The 24,083-nt window shown below is 72.6% G+C and carries 26 protein-coding genes; 13 read left to right on the top strand and 13 right to left on the bottom strand.

The genetic code is table 11. The annotated features are described in order from the left end of the window. Window positions 1-75: 75 nt before the first annotated feature. Together ACIGXM_RS09010 and ACIGXM_RS09005 are read right to left on the bottom strand one after the other, a co-directional pair. The gene (locus tag ACIGXM_RS09010) at window positions 76-351 is read right to left on the bottom strand and encodes an isoamylase early set domain-containing protein (RefSeq protein WP_396558465.1); all 276 of its coding nucleotides are present in this window, start codon (window positions 349-351) and stop codon (window positions 76-78) included. 214 nt (window positions 352-565) lie between these two features. After that, the gene (locus ACIGXM_RS09005) at window positions 566-1,489 is read right to left on the bottom strand and encodes a SigB/SigF/SigG family RNA polymerase sigma factor (RefSeq protein ID WP_396558463.1); all 924 of its coding nucleotides are present in this window, start codon (window positions 1,487-1,489) and stop codon (window positions 566-568) included. Window positions 1,490-1,753: 264 nt separating this feature from the next. Here ACIGXM_RS09005 and ACIGXM_RS09000 point away from each other — a divergent pair, with 264 nt between their 5' ends. The 3 genes from ACIGXM_RS09000 to ACIGXM_RS08990 all read left to right on the top strand — a co-directional run bounded on the left by ACIGXM_RS09000 (window position 1,754) and on the right by ACIGXM_RS08990 (window position 3,307). Beyond that, window positions 1,754-2,140, top strand: a complete 387-nt coding sequence (locus tag ACIGXM_RS09000; protein WP_396558461.1) for an STAS domain-containing protein — start codon at window positions 1,754-1,756, stop codon at window positions 2,138-2,140. Between the two features lie 115 nt (window positions 2,141-2,255). Beyond that, window positions 2,256-2,726 carry an ATP-binding protein gene (locus tag ACIGXM_RS08995; protein WP_396558459.1) on the top strand — a complete coding sequence of 157 codons (471 nt, stop codon included), beginning with the start codon at window positions 2,256-2,258 and terminating at the stop codon, window positions 2,724-2,726. A 137-nt stretch (window positions 2,727-2,863) separates the two neighbouring features. Further along, window positions 2,864-3,307: an SsgA family sporulation/cell division regulator gene (locus tag ACIGXM_RS08990; protein ID WP_396558457.1), complete on the top strand. Its 444-nt coding sequence runs from the start codon at window positions 2,864-2,866 to the stop codon at window positions 3,305-3,307. 59 nt (window positions 3,308-3,366) lie between these two features. On the opposite strand, the gene ACIGXM_RS08985 is transcribed toward ACIGXM_RS08990, so the two are convergent. Further along, on the bottom strand, window positions 3,367-3,885 hold the full coding sequence (locus ACIGXM_RS08985) for a MarR family winged helix-turn-helix transcriptional regulator (protein WP_396558455.1): 519 nt from the start codon (window positions 3,883-3,885) through the stop codon (window positions 3,367-3,369). Window positions 3,886-4,046: 161 nt separating this feature from the next. On the opposite strand from ACIGXM_RS08985, the gene ACIGXM_RS08980 reads away from it, so the two are divergent. Next, entirely contained in the window at window positions 4,047-4,460 is a 414-nt protein-coding gene (locus ACIGXM_RS08980; protein ID WP_396558454.1) for an organic hydroperoxide resistance protein, read from the top strand. 236 nt (window positions 4,461-4,696) lie between these two features. Here ACIGXM_RS08980 and ACIGXM_RS08975 read toward each other — a convergent pair whose 3' ends face one another. Further along, window positions 4,697-5,104 (bottom strand): DUF3224 domain-containing protein, encoded by a 408-nt coding sequence (locus tag ACIGXM_RS08975; protein ID WP_396558452.1) that lies wholly within the window; start codon window positions 5,102-5,104, stop codon window positions 4,697-4,699. Window positions 5,105-5,218: 114 nt separating this feature from the next. Between ACIGXM_RS08975 and ACIGXM_RS08970 the strand changes: the two genes are divergently transcribed. After that, entirely contained in the window at window positions 5,219-6,208 is a 990-nt protein-coding gene (locus ACIGXM_RS08970) for a helix-turn-helix transcriptional regulator (RefSeq protein ID WP_396558450.1), read from the top strand. Window positions 6,209-6,316: 108 nt separating this feature from the next. Here the strand turns inward: ACIGXM_RS08970 and ACIGXM_RS08965 are convergent, their stop codons facing one another. Together ACIGXM_RS08965 and ACIGXM_RS08960 are read right to left on the bottom strand one after the other, a co-directional pair. Continuing rightward, complete coding sequence (locus tag ACIGXM_RS08965) at window positions 6,317-7,561, bottom strand: SMI1/KNR4 family protein (RefSeq protein WP_396558448.1); 1,245 nt, start codon at window positions 7,559-7,561, stop codon at window positions 6,317-6,319. Between the two features lie 131 nt (window positions 7,562-7,692). Then, a complete protein-coding gene (locus ACIGXM_RS08960) occupies window positions 7,693-8,259 on the bottom strand; it encodes a TetR family transcriptional regulator (protein ID WP_396558446.1) in 567 nt (188 codons plus the stop codon). 139 nt (window positions 8,260-8,398) lie between these two features. Between ACIGXM_RS08960 and ACIGXM_RS08955 the strand changes: the two genes are divergently transcribed. After that, window positions 8,399-9,352: an SDR family oxidoreductase gene (locus tag ACIGXM_RS08955; RefSeq protein ID WP_396558444.1), complete on the top strand. Its 954-nt coding sequence runs from the start codon at window positions 8,399-8,401 to the stop codon at window positions 9,350-9,352. 305 nt (window positions 9,353-9,657) lie between these two features. After that, on the top strand, window positions 9,658-10,356 hold the full coding sequence (locus tag ACIGXM_RS08950; RefSeq protein WP_396558442.1) for a hypothetical protein: 699 nt from the start codon (window positions 9,658-9,660) through the stop codon (window positions 10,354-10,356). A 111-nt stretch (window positions 10,357-10,467) separates the two neighbouring features. Here ACIGXM_RS08950 and ACIGXM_RS08945 read toward each other — a convergent pair whose 3' ends face one another. Beyond that, a complete protein-coding gene (locus ACIGXM_RS08945) occupies window positions 10,468-11,361 on the bottom strand; it encodes a LysR family transcriptional regulator (protein WP_396558440.1) in 894 nt (297 codons plus the stop codon). A 119-nt stretch (window positions 11,362-11,480) separates the two neighbouring features. Between ACIGXM_RS08945 and ACIGXM_RS08940 the strand changes: the two genes are divergently transcribed. After that, window positions 11,481-11,885, top strand: a complete 405-nt coding sequence (locus ACIGXM_RS08940; protein WP_396558438.1) for a nuclear transport factor 2 family protein — start codon at window positions 11,481-11,483, stop codon at window positions 11,883-11,885. Between the two features lie 193 nt (window positions 11,886-12,078). Here ACIGXM_RS08940 and ACIGXM_RS08935 read toward each other — a convergent pair whose 3' ends face one another. Further along, window positions 12,079-13,281 carry a macrolide family glycosyltransferase gene (locus ACIGXM_RS08935; protein ID WP_396558436.1) on the bottom strand — a complete coding sequence of 401 codons (1,203 nt, stop codon included), beginning with the start codon at window positions 13,279-13,281 and terminating at the stop codon, window positions 12,079-12,081. A 136-nt stretch (window positions 13,282-13,417) separates the two neighbouring features. On the opposite strand from ACIGXM_RS08935, the gene ACIGXM_RS08930 reads away from it, so the two are divergent. Next, entirely contained in the window at window positions 13,418-13,708 is a 291-nt protein-coding gene (locus ACIGXM_RS08930) for a hypothetical protein (protein ID WP_396558434.1), read from the top strand. A gap of 228 nt (window positions 13,709-13,936) precedes the next feature. On the opposite strand, the gene mdlC is transcribed toward ACIGXM_RS08930, so the two are convergent. The 5 genes from mdlC to ACIGXM_RS08905 form a co-directional block, all read right to left on the bottom strand. Continuing rightward, window positions 13,937-15,547 carry a benzoylformate decarboxylase gene (gene mdlC, locus ACIGXM_RS08925; RefSeq protein ID WP_396558432.1) on the bottom strand — a complete coding sequence of 537 codons (1,611 nt, stop codon included), beginning with the start codon at window positions 15,545-15,547 and terminating at the stop codon, window positions 13,937-13,939. Between the two features lie 401 nt (window positions 15,548-15,948). Further along, the gene (htpX, locus tag ACIGXM_RS08920) at window positions 15,949-16,854 is read right to left on the bottom strand and encodes a zinc metalloprotease HtpX (protein WP_396558430.1); all 906 of its coding nucleotides are present in this window, start codon (window positions 16,852-16,854) and stop codon (window positions 15,949-15,951) included. A 5-nt stretch (window positions 16,855-16,859) separates the two neighbouring features. Continuing rightward, entirely contained in the window at window positions 16,860-17,087 is a 228-nt protein-coding gene (locus ACIGXM_RS08915) for a hypothetical protein (RefSeq protein ID WP_396558428.1), read from the bottom strand. Continuing rightward, window positions 17,084-17,860, bottom strand: a complete 777-nt coding sequence (locus ACIGXM_RS08910; RefSeq protein WP_396558426.1) for a PspA/IM30 family protein — start codon at window positions 17,858-17,860, stop codon at window positions 17,084-17,086. The genes ACIGXM_RS08915 and ACIGXM_RS08910 overlap by 4 nt, the downstream gene beginning before the upstream one ends. Window positions 17,861-18,266: 406 nt before the next feature. After that, window positions 18,267-18,746, bottom strand: coding sequence for an RICIN domain-containing protein (locus ACIGXM_RS08905; protein ID WP_396558424.1), 480 nt, complete (start codon window positions 18,744-18,746; stop codon window positions 18,267-18,269). 340 nt (window positions 18,747-19,086) lie between these two features. On the opposite strand from ACIGXM_RS08905, the gene ACIGXM_RS08900 reads away from it, so the two are divergent. The 4 genes from ACIGXM_RS08900 (at window position 19,087) to ACIGXM_RS08885 (ending at window position 24,049) form a co-directional block, all read left to right on the top strand. After that, window positions 19,087-19,911 (top strand): hypothetical protein, encoded by an 825-nt coding sequence (locus ACIGXM_RS08900; protein WP_396558422.1) that lies wholly within the window; start codon window positions 19,087-19,089, stop codon window positions 19,909-19,911. 436 nt (window positions 19,912-20,347) lie between these two features. After that, entirely contained in the window at window positions 20,348-20,869 is a 522-nt protein-coding gene (locus ACIGXM_RS08895; protein WP_396559143.1) for a (2Fe-2S)-binding protein, read from the top strand. Further along, window positions 20,856-21,845, top strand: a complete 990-nt coding sequence (locus ACIGXM_RS08890) for an FAD binding domain-containing protein (protein ID WP_396558420.1) — start codon at window positions 20,856-20,858, stop codon at window positions 21,843-21,845. Before ACIGXM_RS08895 ends, ACIGXM_RS08890 begins: the two co-directional genes overlap by 14 nt. Further along, window positions 21,842-24,049, top strand: coding sequence for a xanthine dehydrogenase family protein molybdopterin-binding subunit (locus ACIGXM_RS08885; RefSeq protein WP_396558418.1), 2,208 nt, complete (start codon window positions 21,842-21,844; stop codon window positions 24,047-24,049). Before ACIGXM_RS08890 ends, ACIGXM_RS08885 begins: the two co-directional genes overlap by 4 nt. Window positions 24,050-24,083 lie beyond the last annotated feature (34 nt).

Here is a 24,083-nt window from a genome sequence, read left to right as displayed (position 1 = left end):
GTCGCGGCCCCGCCTGGGCCGCGACCGCCGAAGGACGCCGACCGGGCGCTCTTCACCCGGGGCCGCTCACCGGTGTCAGGTGTGCAGGACGTTGTTGCGACCGTCGTGACTGTCGGCCGCCTCGTCGTCGAACCAGTAGTCGCCGTGCGCGAGGTAGCGGAAGGCCACCCGCTCGTCCGCCGGCAGCACGATGCTGGCCGCCCGGGTGCCGTCGGGGCGGGCGGCGAACGGGTGGGCGCCGGGCCGCCAGTCGTTGAAGTCACCGACCACACTGGCTTCACCGGCCGGATGGCCGGCGGGCAGGACGAAGGTGACCTCGGTCCGGTTCTTGGTCCGAATACGCTCGAGCATGGAAATCGACTCCTTGGAGGTCGGGCGGCAGTTGCGCCGATCCTCACCCCCAGCCCGTCCGACGGCGCGCCGCGATGGGCCACCGGCGTCGGTCGTCACTCGAGCGGAGTAGCGGCGGGAACCCCGCGGGTCCGCCGGCTCACCCGGCGGGGAGCTCGTCGCACGGCCTGGTGGGACCCCGCCGTGCGGCCCGCGCCACGGGGACGCCCGGTCCTCACTCCTCGGCGAGGAGCGCGGTCCGCAGACCGTCCAGGATCCTGCTCAGCAGACGGGAGACGTGCATCTGCGAGATGCCCAGCTCATGGCCGATCCGGGCCTGGGTGAACTCGGCGCCGAAGCGCAGCGACAGGACGACCCGGTCCCGCTCCGGGAGGGCGGCGACCAACGGCTTGAGCGCCTCCAGGTTGAGCACGGTCTCGAAGGCCGACTCCTCGACGGTGAGCCGGTCGGCCAGGGTCTGGCCCTGCTCGTCGGCGCCCACGACCGGGGCGTCCAGCGAGCGGGCGGTCTGGGCGCGGGAGGCGACCAGCCCCTCGGTCACCTCCTGCTCGGGGATGTCGAGGTGGACCGCGAGCTCGGCCGCGGTCGGTGCCCGGTCCAGATCCTGTTCCAGTGCGTCGGAGGCCTTGGCCAGGGTCAGCCGCAGCTCCTGGAGCCGGCGCGGGACGTGCACCATCCAGCCGGTGTCGCGGAAGAAGCGCTTGATCTCACCGGTGATGGTGGGCAGCGCGAAGGTCGAGAACTCCACCTCGTAGCACGGGTCGTACCGGTCGATCGCCTTGATCAGGCCGATCGTGCCGACCTGGATGACGTCCTCGACCGGCTCGCTGCGGTGCCGGAACCGGCCGGCCGCGTACTTGACCAGCGCCATGTTCAACTCGACCAGCGTGCCGCGGACGTAGGAGTGCTCGGCGGTGCCCTCCTCCGCCGCGTGCAGCCGGGCGAAGAGCACCTTGGACAGTCCACGGGCGTCCTCGAGGCAGACCTTCGTCAGGTCGTCCGCCGAGATGCCCAGCCCGGCCGCGACTTCGACGAGGTCGTCCGTTCCGGTGATCGTGCGCGCCGCCCCGGGAACGGCCTCGGAGGCGTGGTCGAGACGCGCGGTGGATGACGCGACAGACGCTGCTGTGGCCGGCATGCTCTCTCCTTCGGGGACGGGCCGCTCGGGCGGATGCGGCAGTGGGACTGCCCGTGCCCGGTAATCCCTCGCCACACTCCTCTCATGTAGACAGACCTACAAGACCTCCATCGTTCCTTCGCATCTGGTCGCCACCCTCCGGCCCGACCACCGCCGCGGTCCCTACCGGCCGCCCGCCGTCGACCCGTAAGGTCGTTCCCGGGCACCGGACGCCGAAAGGCGGTGGCCCGACCGCAGCACCACACCACGGCCCAGAGGAGTCCCATGCACAACAGCGTCCCCGAAGGCCTCGGGGCGACTCCGCCCACCGTAACGGACCGGCTGAGCGTGCGGCTGCGCACCCGGAACAAGGTGGCCGTCGTCTCCCCCGCCGGCGAGCTGGACCACGACACCGTCAGCCTGCTCCGGGCGAGCCTCGACCAGGCTCTGGCCGCCGAGGGCGACCGGGTCGTGGTGGACTGCCGCGAACTGCTGTTCTGCGACTCGACCGGCCTCAACCTGCTGCTCACCACCCGTCTCAAGGCAGAGGCGGCCGAACTCGTCCTGGTCCTCGCCGGCCTTCGACCCACTGTCGCCAGGATGTTCGAGATCACCGGAACGGACACGGTCTTCGACATCCGGTCCGACGTCGGCGAGGCAGTCGCGCGGTGACCCGTTTCGGCGCGCTCGTCCCCCCGTGGTGGGAGGTGTCCGGCCGGGTTCGAGGGGCAGACGAGACCTGGGACGGTCCACCCGTTCCCCAAGACGACCGTCGGAGTGAGGACAGATGAGCGCGAGTGACCCCCGGACCACCGACCGGCCCGCGCTGCCCGGCCTGCCCGCCCACGGACAACTGCGCCGGCTGGCCCTCACCGGCACCACCGGCATCGTCGGCCGCTGCCGCGACCACACCCGCCAGGCCCTGCGGGACTGGGGCTGGCTCCCCACTCCCGACCCGGACCAGGCGGCCCGCGCCGACGACGTCCTGCTCATCGTCTCCGAGCTGGTCACCAACGCCTGCCAGCACGCCGACGGCCCGGACCAGCTCGTCCTCCACGCCACCGACCGCCTGCTGCGCATCGAGGTCCTGGACCGCGCCCCCGGCACACCCACCCGACACGTGCCGCACGTCCCCGGCCGGCCCGGCGGGCACGGCCTGCACACCGTCGCCCTGCTGGCCAGCCGCTGGGGCAGCGCGCCCCGCCCCGACGGCCGCGGGAAGACGGTCTGGGCCGAGATCGACCTCCCACCCGCCTGACCCCCGCCCGCCGTCCACCCGGCGGGGGGACACGCCAGGAGAAGCCGCTGCCGGGACGGTCCGTCCCGGCATGAACCGCCGTCGCGCGGGCAGGCGCACCGACGCTGACGAACCGGCACTTCGGAGAGGGGCACGCCATGACCGACACCGTCGAGCACCGCACCTCGGGGCGGCTCGCCGGGCCACTGCCACGCACGCTGCGCCTCGTCCTGCGCTACCGCGCCGACGACCCCTTCGCCGTCTCCCTGCACTTCGCCGGTCCGGCGCGGCTGGGAGCCGGCCTGGTGGTCGAGGACGGCGGCGCGGTGGACGACGGGCCGCGGTGGACGGTCGGCCGCGCCCTGCTCGACACCGGTAGCCGGCAGCCCGCCGGCCTGGGCGACCTACGGGTGCGGCCGATGCGCGACGAGACGGTCCGGCTCGAGTTCCACGCGCCGGACGGGGTCGCGGCGTTCCACCTGCGCGGCAGCGATCTGCGCGGGTTCCTCGCCGCCACCTACCGCCTGGTGCCGCCCGGCACCGAGAGCGACCGGATCGACTGGCCGGACACCGCCGAGGAGTTCGCGGGCCGGCTGTTCTAGGTGTACTCGGTCATGAGGTCGCTGACAGCCGGCTGACCGGGGGCTGACCGCCGGGCCGCTCAGACCTCACGGCCCTCACCGCCGTCCGCGACGAACGCGTCCAGCGTGCCGGTCAGCTGCTCCAGCCGGGTGCGCAGGTCGACGGCCTGCGCGGCGGTGAGGCCGGTCGAGGCGGCGATCTGCCGCGGGATCCGCTCGGCCGCCCCACGCAGCGCCTCGCCCTCCGCGCTCAGCCGGACGATCACCAGGCGTTCGTCCTGCGCGCTGCGCTCGCGCCGCACCAGGCCGGCCGCGTCCAGCCGCTTGAGCAGCGGGGAGAGCGTGCCGGAGTCGAGCCGCAACAGCTCGCCCAGCCGCTTGACGGGCAGGTCGCCGCGTTCCCAGAGCACCAGCATGACCAGGTACTGCGGATAGGTCAGGCCCAGCTCGCCCAGCAGGCGCCGGTAGACGCGGTCGAAGGCCCGGGCGGCGGCGTGCACCGCGAAGCAGACCTGGATGTCGAGCTGGAGCAGGTCGCCGTCGTCGGGCCAAGCCGGTTCCGTGGACGGCTGCTGGTGTCGGGGGTTCGCTGGGGCCATGCGCTCCAGAATACAACTTGATTGCCAGCCATTAGATTGCGCGCAACTCGATTGTGTGCAACGATTCTGCTGCGGCCGGGACGGACCCCCCGGCCGCCCGGGCGAGCGCTCCCCTCGCATCCGCCCGAGGACCTGACGACGACGGACGAAGGACGATTCCGATGGATGCGCTGTACACTGCCGCCGCTACCGCCAACGGCCGGGAGGGTCGCACGGTCAGCTCCGACGGCCGGCTCGACCTCCAGCTCGCGTTCCCCGAGGCGCTGGGCGGCAACGGCAACGGCACCAACCCCGAGCAGCTCTTCGCCGCCGGCTACGCGGCGTGCTTCGCCAGCGCGCTCGGCGCGGTGGGCCGGGCGGCGAAGATCGACACCAAGGACGCCTCGGTCACCGCCGAGGTCAGCATCGGCAAGGACACCGACGGCGGCTTCGGCCTCGCGGTGACCCTGCGGGTCGAGCTTCCCGACGACCTGCAGGGCGAGCAGGGCCGCGCCCTGGTCGAGCAGGCGCACGCGTACTGCCCGTACTCGAAGGCCACCCGCGGCAACATCGAGGTCACCCTCGTCGTCGAGTAGCCTCGGGCCCGGCCGCGGGGGGGGGGGGGGGGGGGGGGGGGGGGGGGGGGGGGGGGGGGGGGGGGGGGGGGGGGGGGGGGGGGGGGGGGGGGGCGCGGGGGGGGGGGCGGGGGGGGGCGGGGGGGCGCGGCGGGGGGGGGCGCGCCCCGCCCCCCCCCCCCCCCCCCGCCCCCCCCCCCCCGCCCGCCCCCCCGCCCCCCCCCCCCCCCCCCCCCCCCCCCCCGGCCCGCGGTCCTTCAGTCCAGCTCGTACTCGAAGGTGTAGGGCACCACGGTGTCGCCGGGCCGGGAGACGAAGCCGCCCGTCCCGCGCAGCCCGGTCAACGCGGCCGTCCCCGACCCGGGGACCACCTCGAACGTGCAGTGCACGCTGCCGTCGGCCTCGAAGGTGCCGCGCTGTTCCGCCACGAAGCCGCCCTCCCGACCGTCGAGGCGGCCGGCCAGCAGCTCCAGGCCGGTGAAGGTCCCGGCCTTCTCCGTGACGTAGGCGATGGTGTACTCGCAGCTGGTGACCCCGGCCTCGATGCCGCCGGAGAAGTGGTTGGTGACGGAGGCACGGGCGAGCCGCGGGCTCGCCTCGGCACCGCCGACGGCGTGCTCCTGCCAGTCGGCGGAGCGGAAGCTGCCGGTGGTCCGGATGGGCATGTGACTGGTCCTCTCGATCGGCCCCCGGCTGCTCCGGACGGCCCGGGACCAGCTTCACCGGCATACCTGACACCTGCTGTCAGGTATGCCCCGACGACCGGTCACAATGGCCCGGTGCGCGCCGATCGGCTCCTCGCCCTGCTCCTGCTGCTCCAGAACCGCGGCCGGCTGACCGCCCCCGAACTCGCGGCGGAGCTGGAGGTCTCGGTCCGCACGGTCTACCGCGACGTCGAGGCGCTCGGCGCGGCGGGTGTCCCGGTGATCTCGGACCGCGGGCCCGCCGGCGGCTACCGCCTGCTGGACGGCTACCGCACCCGGCTCACCGGGCTGACCGACGCCGAGGCCGGCTCGCTCTTCCTCGCCGGCGCCCCCGGACCGGCTCGTGACCTGGGCTTCGGCGCGGTGCTGGCCACCGCGCAGCTCAAGCTGCGGGCCGCGCTGCCGGGCGAGTTGGCCGAGCGGACGCAGCGGATCCAGGACCGGTTCCACCTCGACGCCTCCGCCTGGTTCCGGGAGGCCGACCCGGTCCCCCACCTCACCCGGCTCGCCCGGGCGGTCTGGGACCAGCGCGTGCTGCGGACGCACTACCGCCGCTGGCGCGGCGAGGTGCACCGCGAGCTGCGGCCGCTCGGCCTGGTGCTCAAGAGCGGCATCTGGTACCTGGTCGCGCAGACCGCCCGGCCGGATCCGGAGGAGAACATCCACAGCTACCGGGTGTCGCGCTTCCTGGCCGTGGACGTCACCGCGGAGTGCTTCGACCGCCCACCCGGCTTCGACCTGGCCGCCCACTGGGCGGACTCCGCCGACCGTCTGACGGCCGCGCTGCACCAGCAGACCGCGCGGCTGCGGCTCTCCCCGCAGGGCCGGCGGCTGTTGCCCGCCCAGTTCGGCGCGGCCGGCGGCCGGGCCCTCGCCACCGCCGGACCGCCGGACGAGGAGGGCTGGGTCGAGGTGGACCTCCCGGTCGAGTCCACCGCCGTCGCGGTCGGCGACCTGCTCCGGCTCGGCACCGAGGCCGAGGTCCTGGCCCCGCCCGAACTCCGCGCGGCCCTCGCCCACACCGTGACCACCCTGGCCGCCCGCTACGGCGCCTCGCCGGCATGACGCCCGGCCCGGAAGGCGACGGAGCGGCCCGCACCGAACGAGGGCATCGGGGCAGCGCCCGGCGCGGGGCCGACCGCCCGACACGCCCGTTCGGCGGCCGGCCCGTGGTCAGTAGCCGGCGGCGCCACCGCGCGGGGTCGTCACGACGGTGCGGTAGCGGTCCGGGGTGACGATCGTCCGGAGGACCGGGTCGACGCGCAGGATGACCGGAGCGATCCGGTACGGCGAGTCCGACTCCCACAAGGGCAACGCCTGCTCGATGACCTCCCAGGCCCCCTCGGTGTCGCCCGCGGCGACGAGGGCGCGTGCGCGGTCCAGGGCCTGCTGGAACGCGGGCGCTTCGGGCAGTACCGGCGGTACGTAGCGTGCCGCGCGCGACACGAGGACGTCGAGCTCGGCGCGGGCAGACGCTCCCGGTGTCGGCGCCGAATCCGGCTCGGACGCCGCGTCGGCCGGCGGCAGACAGTCGGCGAACCAGCGGGCGACGTACCCAGGGCCCTGGTGCGCGCAGTCCCGCCACACGTTCAGGCACAACGGGATGAGCTCGGCCCGCAGGTGCACCTCGTCCACGGATCCCAGGATCCGCTCGTCGAGTACGTTGTTCCGGATGAAGCTCTCCGCCGGCGCTCCCGGCTCGGTGAAGCTCATCAACAACGCGGTGAGGTACGGGGCGAGCGCGGAACCCTTGGCATGTGCGGCGTGCAGGCTGGCCTGAGCCGCTTCGACGTTGCCGGCCAGCGCCTGGCGACGTCCCTCGGCGAGCAGTTCGTCCGCCCCGTCGGGGTGGACCGGGCGGCCTTCCTGGCCGCTGAACTCCTCGAAGGTCTGCCGCGCGTTGGCCACCAGCGCGCCGAAGCTGGGGTGCGGCTCAGGCTCCTCCCCGCTGCTGGCCATCCACAAGCACGCGGTCCATTCGCCGTCCGGTCCGACGAGGCTCGCGTCGAGCAGCCAGTAGTCGCCGTCGGCGGGCCCCGACACGAGGAGACAGGACCTGAGCTGCCGCGCGAGGTCCTCGTCGGCCGACCAGAAGTCGTAGAGCTCGGGCTCCACTTCCGGGAGCCAGCCGACCTCGTCCACCGTCAGCAGCTCGTAGAGCAAGGGGTCGATGTTGCGCCAACCGTTGCTGGCGAGCAGGAAGTTGCGGTAACTCGGCGGCAGTCGGACGCCGATGCGCTCCTCGGCCGCGCGGACCGCCTCCTCCGCGGCCGGCTCGTAGCCGAGCCATCGGTTCTCCAGCTGGACGTCGTCGAAATCGGCCAGCTCCTCTTCGTCGGCCACCCGTAGGTAGTCGTCGCTGTAGCCACGCAGGAACTCCTGCCATTCGGGCAGGGTCACCGGTACGGACTGCCTCATGTTCGCTCCGTTGTCCATCGGCTTGGACGCCTTCGTCACCGTTGATGGAGGACACGGCCGGACGGAGCGGCCCGGTTCACGGACAGCTGCTGGACCGAACCGCCCACGGGGACGGACCGGGGTTCCCCGGGCTACGCCCCCGCCGCCACGACCCTGAGCTCGCCGAGCGATTCCCGGATGTAGTGCGCGAACTCCTGTTCGTCGTCGGCGCTGATCCAGCGCTCGAACGCGACCTTGAAGACGGCGACCCCGGTCTCGGCCGCCAGACTCGCGCCCGGCTCCGCGACACCGCGCCGGCGCAGCGCCTGGGTGAGCGCCGCGGACAGGGCCGCGAGCTTGCTCAGCTCGCGCTCCTGCAGCTCCGCGTTGGCGGCGATGACGGCCTGACGCTGTCGGGCGAACTCGTGGCGCTCCTGGAACTCGGCGGAGACCGCGAGGAGGGCCGCGGCCACGACGTCGATCGGCGCGGCGGAGCCGGGCGCGGCGTCGGCGGCGCCCACCAGGAGCTCCTGCAGTTGGCCCGAACCGGCGAAGAGGACCTCGCGCTTGTCCGCGTAGTGCCGGAAGAACGTCCGCTCCGTCAGGCCCGCCCGCTTGGCGATCTCCGCCACGGTGACCTGCTCGAAGCCGCGCTCCAGGTACAGCTCCAGTGCCGCCCGCGCGAGGCGGCCGCTTGCGTTCGGCTCCCATCGACCCATGACCGAATTCTAAGTGGATGACATTGACTGACATCAGAGGTACTGTGATGACAGTTGCTGACATCGATCCGCCCCGCCTTCGGACGGGTTCCACGCGTCCCGGCGAGGAGGGCGGTCGACTGAGTTGGAGGTCCTTCTCATGCGCGTCTTCGTCACCGGAGCGTCCGGCTGGATCGGCTCCGCCGTCGTTCCCGAACTCATCGCCGCGGGGCACACCGTCGTCGGGCTCGCCCGCTCCGAGACCTCGGCCGCCGCCCTGACCGCGGCCGGGGCCGAGGTGACCCGCGGCACCCTCGACGACCTCGACACCCTGGGCAGCACGGCGGCCGCGTCCGACGGCGTGATCCACCTCGCGTTCAAGCACGACATCGCCTTCACCGGGGACTTCCAGGGCGCCGCCGACGCGGACCGCCACGCCATCGAGACCGTCGGCGAAGCGCTCGCCGGTTCCGACCGGCCCTTCGTCATCGCCTCCGGGACGCTCGGAGTCTCGCCGGGGCGAGTGGCCACCGAGCAGGACGGCCGAGGTCTCGACTCGCACGCGGTCCCGCTGATCGGCGACTCCAACGCGCGCCTCTCGAACGCGCAGCTGACACTCGCCCTCGCCTCCCGCGGCGTCCGCTCGTCCGTCCTGCGGCTCCCTCCGACCGTGCACGGCGACGGCGACGGCGGCTTCGTGGCCCACCTGGTCGGCATCGCCCGTGCCAAGGGCCTCTCCGGCTACCTCGGCGACGGGTCCAGCCGCTGGCCCGCCGTCCACCGGCTCGACGCCGCTCGCCTGTTCCGCCTCGCACTGGAACAGGCCCCGGCCGGATCGGTGCTGCACGCCATCGCCGACCAGGGCGTCCCGATCCGCAGCATCGCCGAGGTGATCGGCCGCCACCTCGGCCTCCCCGTGGCCGCGGTCCCCGCCGAGCGGGCGGACGAACACTTCACCTGGCTGGCCCGACTCCTGGCGGCCGACAGCCCGGCGTCGAGCACGCTCACCCGCGAGCTCCTCTCCTGGCAGCCCGTCCAGCCGGGGCTCGTCGACGACCTCGACCAGGGCCACTACTTCCGCGACGCCGCTCAGCACGGGGCCCAGGCGCACTGAGCAACGGCGTTCGGCCGGGGTCCACAACCAGACCCCGGGGGCGCACCGGCTCGGTGCGCCCCCGCAGGCGGTCGCCGGCCGGTCCCAGCCGGGGCCGACCACGGCCGGGCGTCATCCCGTCGGACCGTCACCTCGTCGGTGAAGGGGGTGTACTGGCCGTCCACCTTGGCCCGGATCTTGACGCGGTAGTCCGCCTCCGGCTCCTCGACGACGGCCTTCGGGCCGCCCTGAAGATCACCCGTGGCCGCGCGGGCGATAGAGTGCCGCCCTGACCTGAACAGACGGTCACCGGGGGGAAGTCACGCATGAGCGTCATCTTGTTCAATCTCACGACCGCAGCCCTGATGGTGCTGATGTTCAAGTGCGGCATGGCCCTGATCGGCCCGGACACGATCGGTCGCCGACCGCTGCCGTGGGCCGCGGTGGGGCTGACCGCACTCGCCGTGGCCGCGGTGGTCCTCCAGCTGAGCTGGTCCGGTGCGATGGCGGCCCTCGACAGCGACCCGAGCAAGTCCGGCTGGTGGCGCGTGCTGACCGCCACCTTCATGCAGAACGGCGGGGTCTCCGGCGCCCTCTGGAACATCGTCACCCTGGCTGCGGTCGCCGCCCTGGCCCAGTGGTTCTGGGGTGGTCCGGCGATGGTGGGCCTGTTCCTGGCGGGCATCGTCCTCCCGCAGCACATCGACTCCCTCTTCGGTGACAGCAGCCGGAGCACCGATCCCCGCAACTTCGCCGGGAGTTCCGGAGCGACCTACTTCCTGGCCGCCACTCTGGCCGCCGGCCTGCTGGTGCGCGCCACCAACCGTTCGGAACGGCTGCTCGCCCTCAGCGTGCCGCTCGTCGGCCTCGCCCTGTGGGTGGCCCAGAGCAACGGGCACGGACTCGTGAGCGTCTACGGTCTCGGACTCGGCCTGGCGGCTCTCCCGCTGCGCGCCCGCACCGCTCGCGGGGCCGGGAGGACGCCCGACGGGGCACCGGGCGAGCAGCTCGGCCAGGAGGCCTAGGTTCTGTCCGGCGGATCTTGCCGGACAGGCCCTACCTAGCACCGCGTCGGACGTGGTGCCGGTCAGCCATCGCCGTCTCTTCTGCCGGCTGCGGGACCGACGGGCACGGGATCAGGGCCCGGCCGGGCGCCGGGCCGCCGCGAAGGCGCGGAAGCGGCGGGCCTGCGGTGGCAACGGGTGGTCGCGGCGCCAGGTGAGGCCGGTGGTGCGGTAGGCGTCCGGGGTGGACAACGGGAGCAGGTGGATGCCCGGGTGGCCGACGGCGGCGTTGGCCGGGACGAGCGCCAGCCCCTGCTGCGAGGCGACCGCCGCCACGATCTCGGCGACCGTGCCCGCCTCCCCGGCCACGGGGGCGGTCAGACCGGCCCGGTCGAAGATCCGGCAGGTGATCTCGCGCAGGCCGACGTCCTGGCGCATGATGACGAACCGCTCGTCGACCAGATCGGTCAGTTGGAGCGCGCGGGCCGCCGCGCTTGCGATGAGCGGATGACCGGCGGGGACGGCCAGCAGCAGCGGCTCCTGGCCCAGCGGCAGCCAACCGTACCCGGGCGTGGAGGGCTGCGGACTCGTGATCGCGAGCTCCGCCGAGCCGTCTCCCAGCAGGTCCAGCACGCCGACGGCGGAGTCCTGGCGCACCCGGACGGGGGCGTCCGGCGACTGCCGCCGGTAGGCCTCCAGTACCTCCGGCACCAGCCAGCCGCCCAGCGAGTGCGCGTACGCCAGGCGGAGCGGATCCGCCGGGGGCGGGAGCAGCGCGGCCATCTGGTCCCGCGCGGACTCCAGCTCCTCCAGCGCGCGGCGGGCGTGCCGCCGGTAGATCCGGCCGGAACGGTTGAGCCGCAGCCGGTTCCGGTCCCGGTCGAAGAGCGGTGTGCCGAGCTGGTGTTCCAGGCGCCCGATCGCCCGGGAGAGGGTCGGCTGGGTGGTCCCGACCAGGGCCGCCGCGTCGGTGACATGCTCGGTCTCGGCAACGGCCAGGAACCAGCGCAGTTCTTCCGTGATCACCCTGACATTATGCGCGCGGCGCATGATCCGTCGTCGGGAAGGGCATTTCCGTCCGCCCGGCGGCGCGGGCGAAGCTTTCCCCGGACACCACACCGATCCCGTACCACGGAGGTTTAGACATGTCTGACGAACCGACCACCTTGAGCACCGAGGAGCGCATCGCCATGGCGGACCGGTTCCGCACCGGTCTGGTGACGGCGGACTGGGAGCTGATCCGCTCGCTGCTCGCCGAGGACGCGGTCTGGACGCTCCCCGGCGACAACCGGATCTCCGGCACCGTCCGTGGCGCCGAGGCCATCATCGAACGGCTCCGCCTGATCGCCGGCTACGGCGTGAACTTCGACTTCCAGCGGACGCTGGTCAGCCGGGACAACTTCGCCCTGTCGCTGCACAACACGGCCGTACGCGACGGACGCGTGCTCGACGAGTACCTGGCCACCGTGTGCTTCCTGCGCGGCGGCCGGATCGGCGCGATCGAGACGTACTTGTCGGACGTCCCGGGGATGAACGCGTTCTTCGTCTGACGACCACCGGCACCGGACAGGCCTGCGGCGAACGCGCACCGACGCGAGCACCGCCGACCGTCCGTCAGCACGTCCGCCACCACCGGGCTGAGGCCGTCCCCCGCCGCCCGGTGACCGGCAAGCCGCACACCGCCGTGGGCACCGCCGTCCCGGCCGCCAACATCGCGACGCGGCCGGGGCGGCGGCCACGTGATCAGGCCAGAGCCGCCTCGATCAGGTCGGCGGCCTTGGCCGCGCCGCCGCCCGCGCGCACCTCGCGGCTGATCTCGGCCAGCCGGGCCGCCACCGCCGGGTCACCGGTCAGTTCCAGCACGGCGGAGCGCAGCGCCTCGGCGGTGGCCTCCGCGGTGTCCAGCCGGCGCCCCACGCCCAGCTCGACCAGCCGGTCCGCGTTGCCGAACTGGTCGGCGGCCTGCGGCACCGCGACCATCGGCAGCCCGCAGTACAGGCCCTCGCTGCACCCGCCCATCCCGGCGTGGGTCACGAAGGCGTCCGCCTGCTGGAGCACGGCGAACTGCGGCACCCAGCGGTGCACCTCCATGTTGGCCGGGATCTCCCCCAGCTCGGCCAGGTCGGTCGCCTTGCCGACCTGGAGTACCACGTGCCAGCCGGGCAGGTCACCGAAGGCCTTCAGGCACTCGCGGTAGAAGCCGGGCTGGTGGGTGAAGGCCGAACCGAGCGAGATCAGCAGCACCTTCTCCACGCCCTCCGGGCGGGTCCAGCCGCCCTGGTGCTCGCGGGGCCCGAGGCAGGGCCCGGCGAAGGAGAAGACCTCGGGATCCACCAGGTCGATGTTGGACTGGAACGCCTGCGGGATGACCGCGATCCCGTGATCCGGGCGCAGCATGTACGCGAAGGGGTCGCGGGGCTCCAGCCCGTTCTCGACCAACCACTGCGCGAACCGCTCCGGGTACCGTTCCGCCGCCAGGCTCTCCCGCATCATCCCGAAGCGGTCCTCCGTGTCCTCCTCGAAGCCGTCCCAGGCGACCATGGACGGCAGGATCGCTATTGACGGCAGGCCCCAACCGTCTGCCAGCACCCGGCCCACGTACGCCATGAAGTCGTACAGGACGAGGTCGGGCCGGTCGTCCTGGAAGGCCTCCCGCATCCGGGGCAGCATCACCTTCGCGTCCTCCAGGATCATGCCGTGCACCTTGGCCGCGGCGTCGACGGCGACCGCGCCCTTGAGGAACGGCAAGGTCGTGTCGTGGGGCACGATCCGGGCGCCGGTGGACTCGATCTGCTCGGCGAACGACGGGTCGTTGACGTAGCTGACCCGGTGACCGCGGGCGACCAGCTCCCGCATCACCTCCAGGCTGGGGTTGACGTGGCCGTGCGCCGGGATGTTGACCATGGCGATGTGTGCTGGGCGAGACATACCGCGTCCTCTCGTCATACGTCGTTGACGTCCTATACCCGGCAGCCTGACTCGCCGTCAGCTCAACTGTCAAAGCGGTACTCCGCCCCGCCCGGAGTTCGAGGACGGGGTGCGGCCGGGCCACGAGTGCCGCCGGCCCCCGCTGCCCGCCGTCGTGGAACCGGGCAGCCCGGACATCCTGCCGACCTGGACCAGCAGTTGGCCGGAGCTGAACGGGTGGAGGCGGTGGCTCACCGTCGCCGGCGCGGACCACTACGCCTTCACCGACCTGGACTACCTGGTCAACGAGAGCGGCGCGCTGTCCATCCCGAGCGCTCCCAGGTCGATCGTGATCACCACCAGCTACGTCAGTGCCTTCTTCGAACGTCAACTCAAGTGCGCCGACGCGCCGTTGCTCAACGGGCCCGACCGGGCCTTCCCCGAGGTGACCTTCACCCGCCCCTGACCGGCACGGGGCGGCACGAACTCCGCCTCGGCCGTGGCCAGCGGCTTCTCCGCGACGGCCGACGACCACCCTCGCACCGTCCGTCACCAGTTCACGCGCGGCGGCCCTGCCCGGCCCACGGGTACCGCCGGTGACGACGCACACCGGGTCCGTTCAGGGCCGCCTCCCGTCCGACTTCTGTCCGATTCCTGTCAGGTCAGCTGTCGGGCGACGCGAACCGCACCGGCCTCACAGCATCGCCTCCTGAGGTTGCGTGGGCACCACGATGACCGTGGTGGTTCCGGCGCTCAGGGCCGCCTTGAACTCCCGCTCGAGGTCCTGAGTGGTCTCCACCTCGACCGCACGGCACCCGAAGCCGCGGGCCACCGAGGCGATGTCGATCCCGGGCAGGTCGAGTCCCGGAACCCCCGGTGTCTCCTCCAGCACCGCGAACGACTTGAGGATGGAGTACTCGTGGTTGCGCATGACCACGTACACGATCGGGAGGGCGTGCTGCGCCGCCGTCCAGATGGCCTGCACGGAGTACTGGAAGGAGCCGTCGCCGATCAGGCCGACCACCGGCCGTTCGACGCCCAGCTCCCGGTCGCCGAGCGCGACGCCCACCGCGGCGGGGACGGCCCAGCCGATCCCGCCACTGGCCGTGGCGAAGAACGATCCGGTCCTGACCGTCGGCAGCCACTCCACCTGCTGCGCCATCGTGGAGGTCGACTCGTTGACGATCACCGCGTCGGGCGGCCGGACCCTGCTCAGGGCGGCGTAGACCTCCGGCGGGGTCAGCGGGCTGTTCGGCGCCTGTGGCAGCGCCCGGGGCCGCGCCATCGGCTCCGGGGCGGTCCGCGGCGACCCCTCGGCGACCAGGTCCAGGAGCAGCTCGATCGCCGCCCTGGGATCGCCCAGGAGGCTGTCGCCCACCCGCGCCGCCGCGGCAACCCCCGGATCGCCGGTGATCTGCAGGAGCTCCGTTCCCTCGGGGAGGTAGGGGCCGGGCACGTAGGGGTAGTACCGGAACACCTCGGCGCCGATCACGACCACCAGGTCGTGTCCCGCCAGCCGGTCGCCGATGGTCTTCACCGACATGCCGAGCGGGCCGCCGAAGAGGGGGTGGTCCTCCGGGAAGGAGGCGCGGTCCAGCAACGGGGCGCCGTAGACGGCGGCGCGCAGCTTCTCCGCCAGGGCGACGGCCGCCTCCCAGCCGCCGCTGCGGTCGACCTCCGGCCCGAAGACCAGCGCGGGACGACGGCTGGCGGAGATGCGATCGGCGAAGCCGCGCAGCCGCTCCGGATCGGGGACGACACGGTGGCTGATCGTCCGCAGCCGGGTGAAGCCGGACAGCGGCCGCCTCCAGTCGTCCATGGGGATCGACAGGTAGACCGGTCCCGCCGGCGGCTGCAAGGCCTCCGCGTAGGCCCGCATGAACGCCTCGGGGACGTCTTCGGCGCGGGCCGGCTCGTAGGACCACTTCACCCACGGCTTCGGCAGTGTGACCGCGTCGCGGTTGCCGAGATACGGCTCCCCGATCACCAGTTCCCGGTGCTGCTGCCCCGAGGTGATGATCAGGGGTGTGTTGCCGTGGTAGGCCGCCACCAGGTTTCCGACGGCGTTGCCCACACCGGCCGAGGAGTGCACGTTGACCAGTGCGGGGCGGCCGGTGACCTGGGCGAAGGTGTCGGCCATCGCGATGACGGACGCCTCCTGCAGGGCCAGGACGTAGCTGAAGTCCGCGGGGAAGTCCTGCAGGAAGGGCTGTTCGGTGGAGCCGGGATTGCCGAAGACCGTGGTGAGCTTCAGGGTCCGCAGCAGGTCGTAGGTCACGCTGTGGACAGTGGACTGGTCAGTCATGATTGCCACCGACTTTCGTGCTGGAGCCGGGCGCCGGGTCAGCGGCCCGTCCGGTGTGGCGAGATGCTGGTTGGAAGGCGCAGGGCGTTCGGTGACGACATGTTAGTTGGCCGTCACGGTCCGTGGAGCAGTGCGCACGGAAGTGGCGTGGCGGGTTCGACCAGAACTCGCCACGCGTCGTCGGTCCGGCCCACCCTGGACGACTGAGACCGTTGCCTGCGTGGCGAGTTGAGCCATGCGCCGGTGGCAGGTGAGGCCCGCTGCGGGGTCGCAGCGGGCCGGGTCGAGGAGGTGGCCGCGTTCGGAGCGCGGTAGCCGGCGAGCCCGCTCCAGCTCGTCGCGGGTGGGGTCGGCCGACTCCCCCGACGCCGCCCGGCTTCCGCCCGGCCGCGGGCGCTCGGTCAGGTGCTCTCCCCCAGCCGCGCGGAGAGCTTCGCGAGGGCGTCCAGACGGCGCTGCAGGGTGGGGTGGGTGGAGAAGAGGTTGGCCAGGCCGGCTTCCTGGTTGAGGGCGGGGGTGAAGAAGAAGGCGTTGAAGGCCTGGGCGGTGCGCAGGTCCTTGGTGGGTATGCGGGCGATGTCTCCGCTGACCTTGATCAGCGCGGAGGCCAGTGCGGAGGGACGCCCGGTGAGCTGGGCCGCGGAGCGGTCGGCGGCCAGTTCGCGGTAGCGGGACAGGGTCCTGATCAACAGGAAGCTGAGCACGTAGACGGCGGCGGAGACCACCAGGACTCCGGCGACCAGCAGGACGGTGTTCTGGTCGCGTCGCCCGCGCCCGCCGAACAGCTCCGAGTAGAACGCGAATCGGACCATCAGTCCGGCGAGCACGCCGAGGAAGGACGCGATCGTGATGACCGCGACGTCGCGGTGGGCCACGTGGGACAGCTCGTGGGCCAGGACGCCTTCCAGTTCCTCTCTCTCGAGGCGGCGCAGCAGACCGGTGGTGACGCACAGGACGGCACGGTCGGCGTTGCGGCCGGCGGCGAAGGCGTTGGGCAGGTCCATCTCGGAGAGGGCGATGCGGGGTTTGGGCATGTCGGCGATCGCGCACAGCCGGTCGACGGCACCGTGCAGGTACGGCTGGTCCTGCGGGGTGACTTCGTGGGCGTGCATGGCGAACAGGGCGATCTTGTCGGAGTACCAGTACTGGACGGCGAGCAGACCGCCGGCGATGACCACGACCAGGGCCACCGACTTCAGCAGGGCGATCAGGGCGGCGACGAACGCCACGTACAGCAGTCCGAGCAGGAAGACGACGGTCAGCATCCGCACGGTGAGCTGCCGGTCGGGAGCGTAGCGGGAACGCACGGCACTCACCCCGGGACCAGGTCCTCACCGGGCAGCAGCGCGGTGGCCCGGCCCGGAGTCACGTCCCGGTCCGGCCGGCGTACGACGTCGAGCGGTGCCGGGAGCGCGATGGCGGACGCGGCCCTGCCACCGGATCCGGTGGTCGACTCCTGGGTGGCGTCCGGTCCGTCGAGCTCGCCCAGGGGCTGCTCGGCGACCTCGTACCGGCCCTCGCCGAGAATCCGCACGATCATGACTCGGCCTCCTGGTGGTCCCGCGGCGTGCGCGGGGCGGGCTTGTCCTCCAGGGCGGGTGGGGCGGAGGCCGCCGGCAGCTCGGCCTTCATCCGGGCGAGCTCGGCCTCCACGTCGCCGCCCGCCGTGATGGCGTCCAGCCGGGACTGCAGGTCGTCCTGGGCGACGGGCGCGGTGGCGTCCTCGAGTGCGCCGGAAGCCATCAGCTCGTCCAACGCACCTGCGCGGGCCTGCAACTGCTCGGTCTTGTCCTGGGCGCGCTGGATAGCCATGCCCACGTCACCCATCTCCTCCGAGATGCCGGTGACCGCCTCGCCGATGTGGGTCTCGGCCTCGGCGGCGGTGTAGGACGCCTTGATCGTCTCCTTGCGGGTACGGAAGGCGTCGACCTTCGCCTGCAGCCGCTGGGAGGCCTGGGTCAGTTTCTCCTCCTCCGCCTGCAGGGAGGCCTCCTGGGTTTCCAGGTCGCCGCGCTGGGCGAGTGCGGCGGTGCGGCGGGTCAGTGCCTCCCGGGCCAGGTCTTCCCGACCTACGGCCAGCGCCTGCTGGGCCTGGCCCCGCAGTTTCTCGGCGGACTGGTCCAGCCCGGCCAGCTGCAGTTCGACCCGTTTGCGGCTGGTGGCCACATCCGCCACCCCGCGCCGGACCTGCTGGAGCAGCTCCACCTGCTTGGCGTAGGAGTAGTCCAGCGCCTCCCGGGGATCCTCGGCGCGGTCCAGCACCTTGTTCGCCTTGATCCTGAACAGCGCCGCTATACGGCGAAGGATGCTCATGCCTCACCCACGTCCTTTCCGGGACAGGCAGAGGGCCCGCTGCGCCCGCTACGGTCCTCACTGCCACCCTCCCCCCTCTCCTGCCACAGGTAAAGGGGCCGCGCGATCCCCTCCGGCAGACCGGTGGCCCCCACCCCGGTGCCGGTTCCGGGGTGGGGGCCACGACGCGGACGAGGCCGTCGTCATCGGACCGGGAGGTGCGCCATGGCCCGGTTCTTCCCGAGTGGGCCCGCTCCACCGACCCCGCCCACCTCGACGGCGAGCACGCCCAGACGTTTCGATCTCCGTTGCCGCGGAGACCCCGAGGCAGGAGCCTGCGGGGCCTGCGCCGTTCAGCCCCCCCGGCGCCGGAACCGCGCCTCGCGGTGAGCGCGCGGGAGCGGCGTGCCGGCTCACACGAACGCGCTCAGTGGTGCCAGTTCTGGTAGCGCGAGCCGCTGTACGTCAGGGTGTAGGCCGAACCGGCGCCGTTCGAGTCCAGGTAACGGCCCGTCTGCGCGTCATGCAGCCACCATATGCCGGCCGCGGAGTCGTCGGTCCAGTACCAGTTCTGCCAGTTGTTGCCGCTGCACGGCAGCGTGTAGAGGGACCCGCTGGCGTTGGAGTCCAGGCAGCGGCCCGTCTGCGCGTCCCGCAGCGTGAGGTTGCCGTTCGAGCCATTGGTTTCGATCCAGTTCTGCCAGTTGTTGCCGCTGCACGGCAACGTGTAGACAGAACCGCTGGTGTTGGAATCCAGACAGCGGCCGGTCTGGTCGTCGATCATCCTGATGGTGTAGCGCGCGCTGCTGGTCGTCTGAGCGGGCGTGGCGGCCGAGGCCGTGGCCGGGATGCCGAAGGTGAGGCAGGCCGCGGCGAGCGCAGTGGCGGCTAGGGTACGAGAACGCACAAGTCCCCCGGAAGTTGGTCGTCGAAGGTACGGGCGAAACGGCCCACGAGCTGGCCCGAAGGTTGCCAGGAGCTGATCACCCGTGGAGACGGGCCCGACTCTATCGGCACGGCCTGTCATCCAACTACCTTGGCCGGCCGCGTCCTCGTACCCGTGCGCGAGGCAACCGTACGATCGGGCAGCCGAGTTGGACTCGGCAGGCTCGCGCACGGGGGAGCCGCGCGTTCCGGCCAATTCCCGGCGGATCCGCCCGTCCCGCGTGCTCCGGCGGGCAGGATGGCCACCGGCCCGCGCCACTGCCCGGCCGGACCCCGGACCGATCGGAAGGTATGGACCCGCCATGCGCAAGAACCCACGGCGTCTCACGGCCGCGGCGGCCGTCTGCTCCGCGCTCCTCGGCGCGGCCGGCCTGCTCGCGCCGTCCGCGCAGGCACAGGTGCCGGTTTCCGCGAAGCCGGGCCCGGCGGTCGCGGCCACGGATCGGAGCCAGCGGGACGCCACGCCGCCGGGCGGTGAGGTCGAGTCCACCACGGTCACCCGTCCCGACGGCACCCAGGCCCAGGTGGCGATCTTCTCGACCAGCGCCGTCAACGAGACCCTCTGGTACCAGACACAGCTCACGCCCGGTGGAGCGTTCGGCGCCTGGAGCCAGATCGGCACCGTCCAGGTCAACTTCCAGAACCCGGTACTGTCCGCCGCCGCGGACGCCGACGGCAGCCTGGAGGTGTTCACCCTCCCCTACGAGTCGGGCGGGCTGCTGCGGCTTTCCCAGGCCGGTGAGAACGGGCCGTGGTCAGCGCCGGAGTCCTTCGCGCCCGCCGGGACGGACGTGCCGCGGTTCTTCGGCTACCCCGTGCTGTTCCAGCGGGCGGACGGCACACTGGCCTTCTTCGAGGTCTACCAGGGTGCGGGCGTGCCGGAGCTGTACGTCAACGAGCAGAGCGCGCCCGGGGTCTGGGGCTCCTGGACCGACCTGGGGGCCGGCCCGCTGCCGGCCTCCGTCGCCACGCCGAGCTTCGTGACGCAGGCGGCGGACGGAACGCTCACGGTCGTGGCGCACATGTGGGACGCGTCCTCGTACTCCGCCGAGATCTCCGAGCTGACCCCGGGCGGGGCGTGGGGCCCCTGGCAGAACTGCGGGACCGGCGCCTGCCCCGCGGGCTGAGCTCGTCGTTCGTCCTCGCCGGGGCGTGGCGAGTCGTGATCGGACAGCTCGGGTGAGGTCCTCGACCCGGACCATCGAGGCGCGTGGGTGGAGGCCGGTGAGGTAGCCGTCCGGGGTCCTGTCGTACCTCGTGGCGGTGGATCGCCGGGCCTCCCTTCGAAGCGAAGTGGGAAGGGGGAACCCGCGCGTTCGGGGCGCATCGTCCGCGGCCCGCGTGGCACCCGGTGTCGCTCCCGCGAGCGCCGCCCGGCCGTTTCGCCGTGGCCGTCGGTGCCGTGCCTCCCCGGGCCGAGCGCATGCGGGAACACCGGTTCGTCTCATAGGCTGGCAGACGTACGCCACCCGCACCCGATGGTCGAACCCGTTCAGTGCTCCGGCCCCGCCCCCAGGCGGGTCCCGAGCCGTGGGCGACCGGGAGGAAGACGCGATGAGCGACATGATGAACCGGCAGGACGTGCGGAGTTGTCCTGCGAGCATCGAGCGGATCGTGACGCTCACAGTGAACGGGCGGTCACACACCCTGCGGTTGGACACCCGGGTGACCCTGTTGGACGCCCTGCGTGACCGGCTGGGTCTGGTGGGGACCAAGAAGGGCTGCGACCAGGGTGCCTGCGGTGCGTGCACCGTCCATCTGGACGGCAGGAGAGTGCTGGCCTGCCTGACCCTGGCGGCGCAGGCGGAGGGCCGGGCCGTCACCACCATCGAGGGTGTCCGCGACGCCGATGGGCCGCATCCCGTGCAGCGGGCTTTCATGGAGCACGACGGTTTCCAGTGCGGTTTCTGCACGCCGGGTCAGATCATGTCCGCGGTGGCGCTCATGGCCGAGGGCCGAGCCGGTTCCGACGCGGAGATCCGGGAGTTCATGAGCGGAAACCTGTGTCGCTGCGGTGCCTATCCCAACATCGTGGCGGCGATCCGCGAAGCGGCCGCCCGGGGAGGTCACGATGCGCGCCTTTGACTACGTCCGGACCACCGACACCCGCGAGGCGGTGCGGCTGCTGGCGGACGACCCGGAGGCGTCCCCCCTGGCGGGTGGCACGACGCAGCTGGACCTGATGAAGGACGGGGTCCTGGCACCGGCGCGGCTGATCGACATCACCCGGCTCCCGCTGCACGACATCGAACGACGCGGCGAGACCCTCCACGTGGGGGCCCTGGTCACGATGGAGGAGCTGGCCGCCGACAGCACGGTGACCGAGCGGCTGCCCGTGGTGCGCGAGGCCCTCCTGCTGGGCGCGTCGGTACAGCTGCGGAACATGGCCACCATCGGTGGCAACCTGCTGCAGCGCACGCGATGCCGCTACTTCCGCGACCCCACGGTCGGCGAGTGCAACAAGCGCACGCCGGGTTCCGGCTGCGCGGCGGTGCGGGGCGCGGCTCGGATGCACGCCGTGCTCGGCGCGAGCGAGCGGTGCATCGCGTTGCACGCGTCCGACCTCGCCGTCGCCCTGGTGGCGCTCGACGCGGTCGTGCACGTCCAGGGACTGTCGCAGTCCCGCACCGTGCCGCTGACGGAGTTCTACCTGACGGCCGACGAAAGCCCTCAGCGCGAGAACGTCCTGGAGCACGCCGAGCTGATCACCGGGGTGGAGATCCCGCTGCCGCCGCCGGTCGCCCGGTCGGGCTACCTCAAGGTCCGGGACCGGATGTCGTACGAGTTCGCCCTCACCTCGGCCGCCGTGCTCCTCGTCGTGGACGGCGGCACGATCGACCAGGCCAGGGTCGGCCTGGGCGGTGTGGGGACGAAGCCCTGGCGGTCCTACGAGGCCGAACACGTCCTGACCGGCGCGCCCGCCACGAGGGCCACGTTCCTGGACGCCGCCGAGGCGACCATGCGCGACGCCTGGACCGTTCCGGGGACGGCGTTCAAGGTGCCGCTCGCCCGGCGCACCCTGGTGCGCGCGCTGCGGACCGTTTCCGGGGTGACCGCATGAGCACCGTCGAAAGCAGGCCGTTGGTCGGCGTGGGCATCAACCGGGTCGACGGACCGCGCAAGGTCACCGGCACCGCCCCGTACCCGGCGGACTTCAGCGTCCCCGGCCAGGCCTACGGCGTCCTGGTGCAGAGCACCATCGCCGCGGGCCGCATCGTGCGCATGCACACCGAGGCCGCCGAAGCCGCACCCGGCGTGCTCACCGTCCTCACCCACGAGAACGTCCTGAAGGTGGGGACGGGCCCGACGACGGCGCTCGGTGCGTCGTCGCCCCCACCGCTGCGGAGCGACCGGATCCTCCACCACGGGCAGCACATCGCCTTCGTGGTCGCGGAGACCCCGGAGCAGGCCACCGCCGCGGCGCGCCTGGTGCGGGCCGACTACGAGGCCGCGGAGCCGTTGCTGGACCTCCAGGACCCGCGGGCCGAACAGCTCCTCGATCCCTGGGGCATGGACACCTCGCGCGGCGACGCCGCCGCGGCGCTGGAATCCGCCGAGGTGATCCTCCGGGCCACCTACACCACGGCCGACAACACCAACAACCCGCTCGGACCGTTCGCCACCCTGGCCGCGTGGGAGGGCGACACCCTCACCGTGCACGACACCAGTCAGTGGCCGTCGATGGTGCGGACCACCCTCGCCATGGTCTTCGGCATCCCGGAGAGTTCGGTACGGGTCCTGGCGCCCTACGTGGGCGGAGGCTTCGGTGCCGGGTTGCGCGTGTGGCCGCACGTGGTCCTGACCGCCATGGCCGCCCGGATGCTCGAGCGACCGGTCAAGCTGGTGCTGACCCGGCCGCAGATGTTCACCTCCGTCGGGCACCGTCCGCACGGCGTGCAGTGGCTGAGCGTCGGCGCCACCCGCGACGGCGAGCTGGTCGCCCTCGACCACCGCAGCCTCAGCTCCCTGAGCATGGAGGGGAGCGACTTCGAGCCGTTCTCGTCGGAGACCGCCTACCTCTACCAGTGCCCCAACGTGATCACACGGGACCGGCAGGCCCGGCTCAACATCGCCGTTCCGACGTCGATGCGCGCCCCGGCCGCGGCGCAGGGCAACTTCGCGTTGGAGTCGGCGCTCGACGAGCTCGCCCACGAGCTGCGCGTGGACCCGCTGGAGCTGCGGCGGCGCAACCACACCGACGTCGACCCGCGCAACGGGCTCCCCTGGTCCGGGAAGGCCCTCCTGGAGTGCTACGAGGTCGGCGCTCGACACTTCGGCTGGGCCGACCGGAACCCCGAGCCGCGTTCGATGCGCGACGGCGACTGGCTCGTCGGCTACGGCATGGCGAGCGCGATGTTCCCCTGGTTCGGGCAACCGTGTTCGGCGCAGGCCACCGTCAACAGCGACGGCAGCGCGCTGGTGCGCAGCGCGGCGACCGACATCGGAACCGGCACCTACACCGTGATGGCCCAACTGGCCGCCGACGAACTCGGCCTGCCCCTGGACCTGGTCCGCTTCGACCTGGGCGACTCCGACATGCCCTACTCGACGATGGCAGGCGGTTCCGGCCTGACCGGCGCGCTGGGCAACGCCGTGCACGACGCGTGCCGCGGGCTGGTCCGCTCGTTCGCCGAACTCGCCCGCGGGGACGCCGACTCGCCCCTGCTGGGGGTCTCCCCGGACGACGTGGAGTGCGCCGACGGGAGGGTCCACCCAGCGGGCCGCCCGGACCGCGGGGAGTCCTACGCCGACATCCTCGCCCGGCACGGGCTGTCCGAACTCACGGCGAACGGGAACAGCACCCCGCCGGTCGCCACCGAACTGGGCATGTCCCTGGCCGGCGCGTACGGCGCGAAGTTCGTGGAGGTGCGGGTCGATGCGGACCTCGGCCTGATCCGGGTCGCGCGGGTGGTCTCCGTGATCGACGGTGGCCGCATCCTCAACGAGAAGACGGCGAGAAGCCAGATCATCGGCGGTACGGTCGGCGGCATCGGCCTGGCCCTGTTCGAGGACACCGTCACCGACCCGCGTACCGGCCGCATCGCCAACGGCACGTTCGCCGACTACCTGATCGCGGTCAACGCCGACGTCCCGGACCTCGACGTGATCTTCGTCGGCGAGCCCGACCGCGCCACCGCCACCGGTACCAAGGGCGTGGGCGAGGTCGGTCTGGTCGGCATCGCGCCCGCGATCGCCAACGCCGTGCACCACGCCACCGGGAAACGCCTGCGTCAGCTGCCGATCACGCTGGACGCGCTGCTGTGAGGGCGCACAGACGGCCGACCCGGCGGCCCCCGGC

The organism is Kitasatospora sp. NPDC052896 (genome assembly GCF_044547075.1).
GTDB lineage: Bacteria > Actinomycetota > Actinomycetes > Streptomycetales > Streptomycetaceae > Kitasatospora.
Note: the sequence above shows the minus strand (reverse complement) of the source record. Positions and strands in the feature narration are given on the sequence as shown.

Excerpts from the sequence above, each read along its gene's own strand:
- ACIGXM_RS09010 (WP_396558465.1), bottom strand. The coding sequence starts at position 351 with ATGCTCGAGCGTATTCGGACCAAGAACCGGACCGAGGTCACCTTCGTC.
- ACIGXM_RS09005 (WP_396558463.1), bottom strand. The coding sequence starts at position 1,489 with ATGCCGGCCACAGCAGCGTCTGTCGCGTCATCCACCGCGCGTCTCGAC.
- ACIGXM_RS09000 (WP_396558461.1), top strand. The coding sequence starts at position 1,754 with ATGCACAACAGCGTCCCCGAAGGCCTCGGGGCGACTCCGCCCACCGTA.
- ACIGXM_RS08995 (WP_396558459.1), top strand. The coding sequence starts at position 2,256 with ATGAGCGCGAGTGACCCCCGGACCACCGACCGGCCCGCGCTGCCCGGC.
- ACIGXM_RS08990 (WP_396558457.1), top strand. The coding sequence starts at position 2,864 with ATGACCGACACCGTCGAGCACCGCACCTCGGGGCGGCTCGCCGGGCCA.
- ACIGXM_RS08985 (WP_396558455.1), bottom strand. The coding sequence starts at position 3,885 with ATGGCCCCAGCGAACCCCCGACACCAGCAGCCGTCCACGGAACCGGCT.
- ACIGXM_RS08980 (WP_396558454.1), top strand. The coding sequence starts at position 4,047 with ATGGATGCGCTGTACACTGCCGCCGCTACCGCCAACGGCCGGGAGGGT.
- ACIGXM_RS08975 (WP_396558452.1), bottom strand. The coding sequence starts at position 5,104 with ATGCCCATCCGGACCACCGGCAGCTTCCGCTCCGCCGACTGGCAGGAG.
- ACIGXM_RS08965 (WP_396558448.1), bottom strand. The coding sequence starts at position 7,561 with ATGAGGCAGTCCGTACCGGTGACCCTGCCCGAATGGCAGGAGTTCCTG.
- ACIGXM_RS08960 (WP_396558446.1), bottom strand. The coding sequence starts at position 8,259 with ATGGGTCGATGGGAGCCGAACGCAAGCGGCCGCCTCGCGCGGGCGGCA.
- ACIGXM_RS08955 (WP_396558444.1), top strand. The coding sequence starts at position 8,399 with ATGCGCGTCTTCGTCACCGGAGCGTCCGGCTGGATCGGCTCCGCCGTC.
- ACIGXM_RS08950 (WP_396558442.1), top strand. The coding sequence starts at position 9,658 with ATGAGCGTCATCTTGTTCAATCTCACGACCGCAGCCCTGATGGTGCTG.
- ACIGXM_RS08940 (WP_396558438.1), top strand. The coding sequence starts at position 11,481 with ATGTCTGACGAACCGACCACCTTGAGCACCGAGGAGCGCATCGCCATG.
- ACIGXM_RS08935 (WP_396558436.1), bottom strand. The coding sequence starts at position 13,281 with ATGACGAGAGGACGCGGTATGTCTCGCCCAGCACACATCGCCATGGTC.
- mdlC (WP_396558432.1), bottom strand. The coding sequence starts at position 15,547 with ATGACTGACCAGTCCACTGTCCACAGCGTGACCTACGACCTGCTGCGG.
- ACIGXM_RS08915 (WP_396558428.1), bottom strand. The coding sequence starts at position 17,087 with ATGATCGTGCGGATTCTCGGCGAGGGCCGGTACGAGGTCGCCGAGCAG.
- ACIGXM_RS08910 (WP_396558426.1), bottom strand. The coding sequence starts at position 17,860 with ATGAGCATCCTTCGCCGTATAGCGGCGCTGTTCAGGATCAAGGCGAAC.
- ACIGXM_RS08900 (WP_396558422.1), top strand. The coding sequence starts at position 19,087 with ATGCGCAAGAACCCACGGCGTCTCACGGCCGCGGCGGCCGTCTGCTCC.
- ACIGXM_RS08895 (WP_396559143.1), top strand. The coding sequence starts at position 20,348 with ATGATGAACCGGCAGGACGTGCGGAGTTGTCCTGCGAGCATCGAGCGG.
- ACIGXM_RS08890 (WP_396558420.1), top strand. The coding sequence starts at position 20,856 with ATGCGCGCCTTTGACTACGTCCGGACCACCGACACCCGCGAGGCGGTG.
- ACIGXM_RS08885 (WP_396558418.1), top strand. The coding sequence starts at position 21,842 with ATGAGCACCGTCGAAAGCAGGCCGTTGGTCGGCGTGGGCATCAACCGG.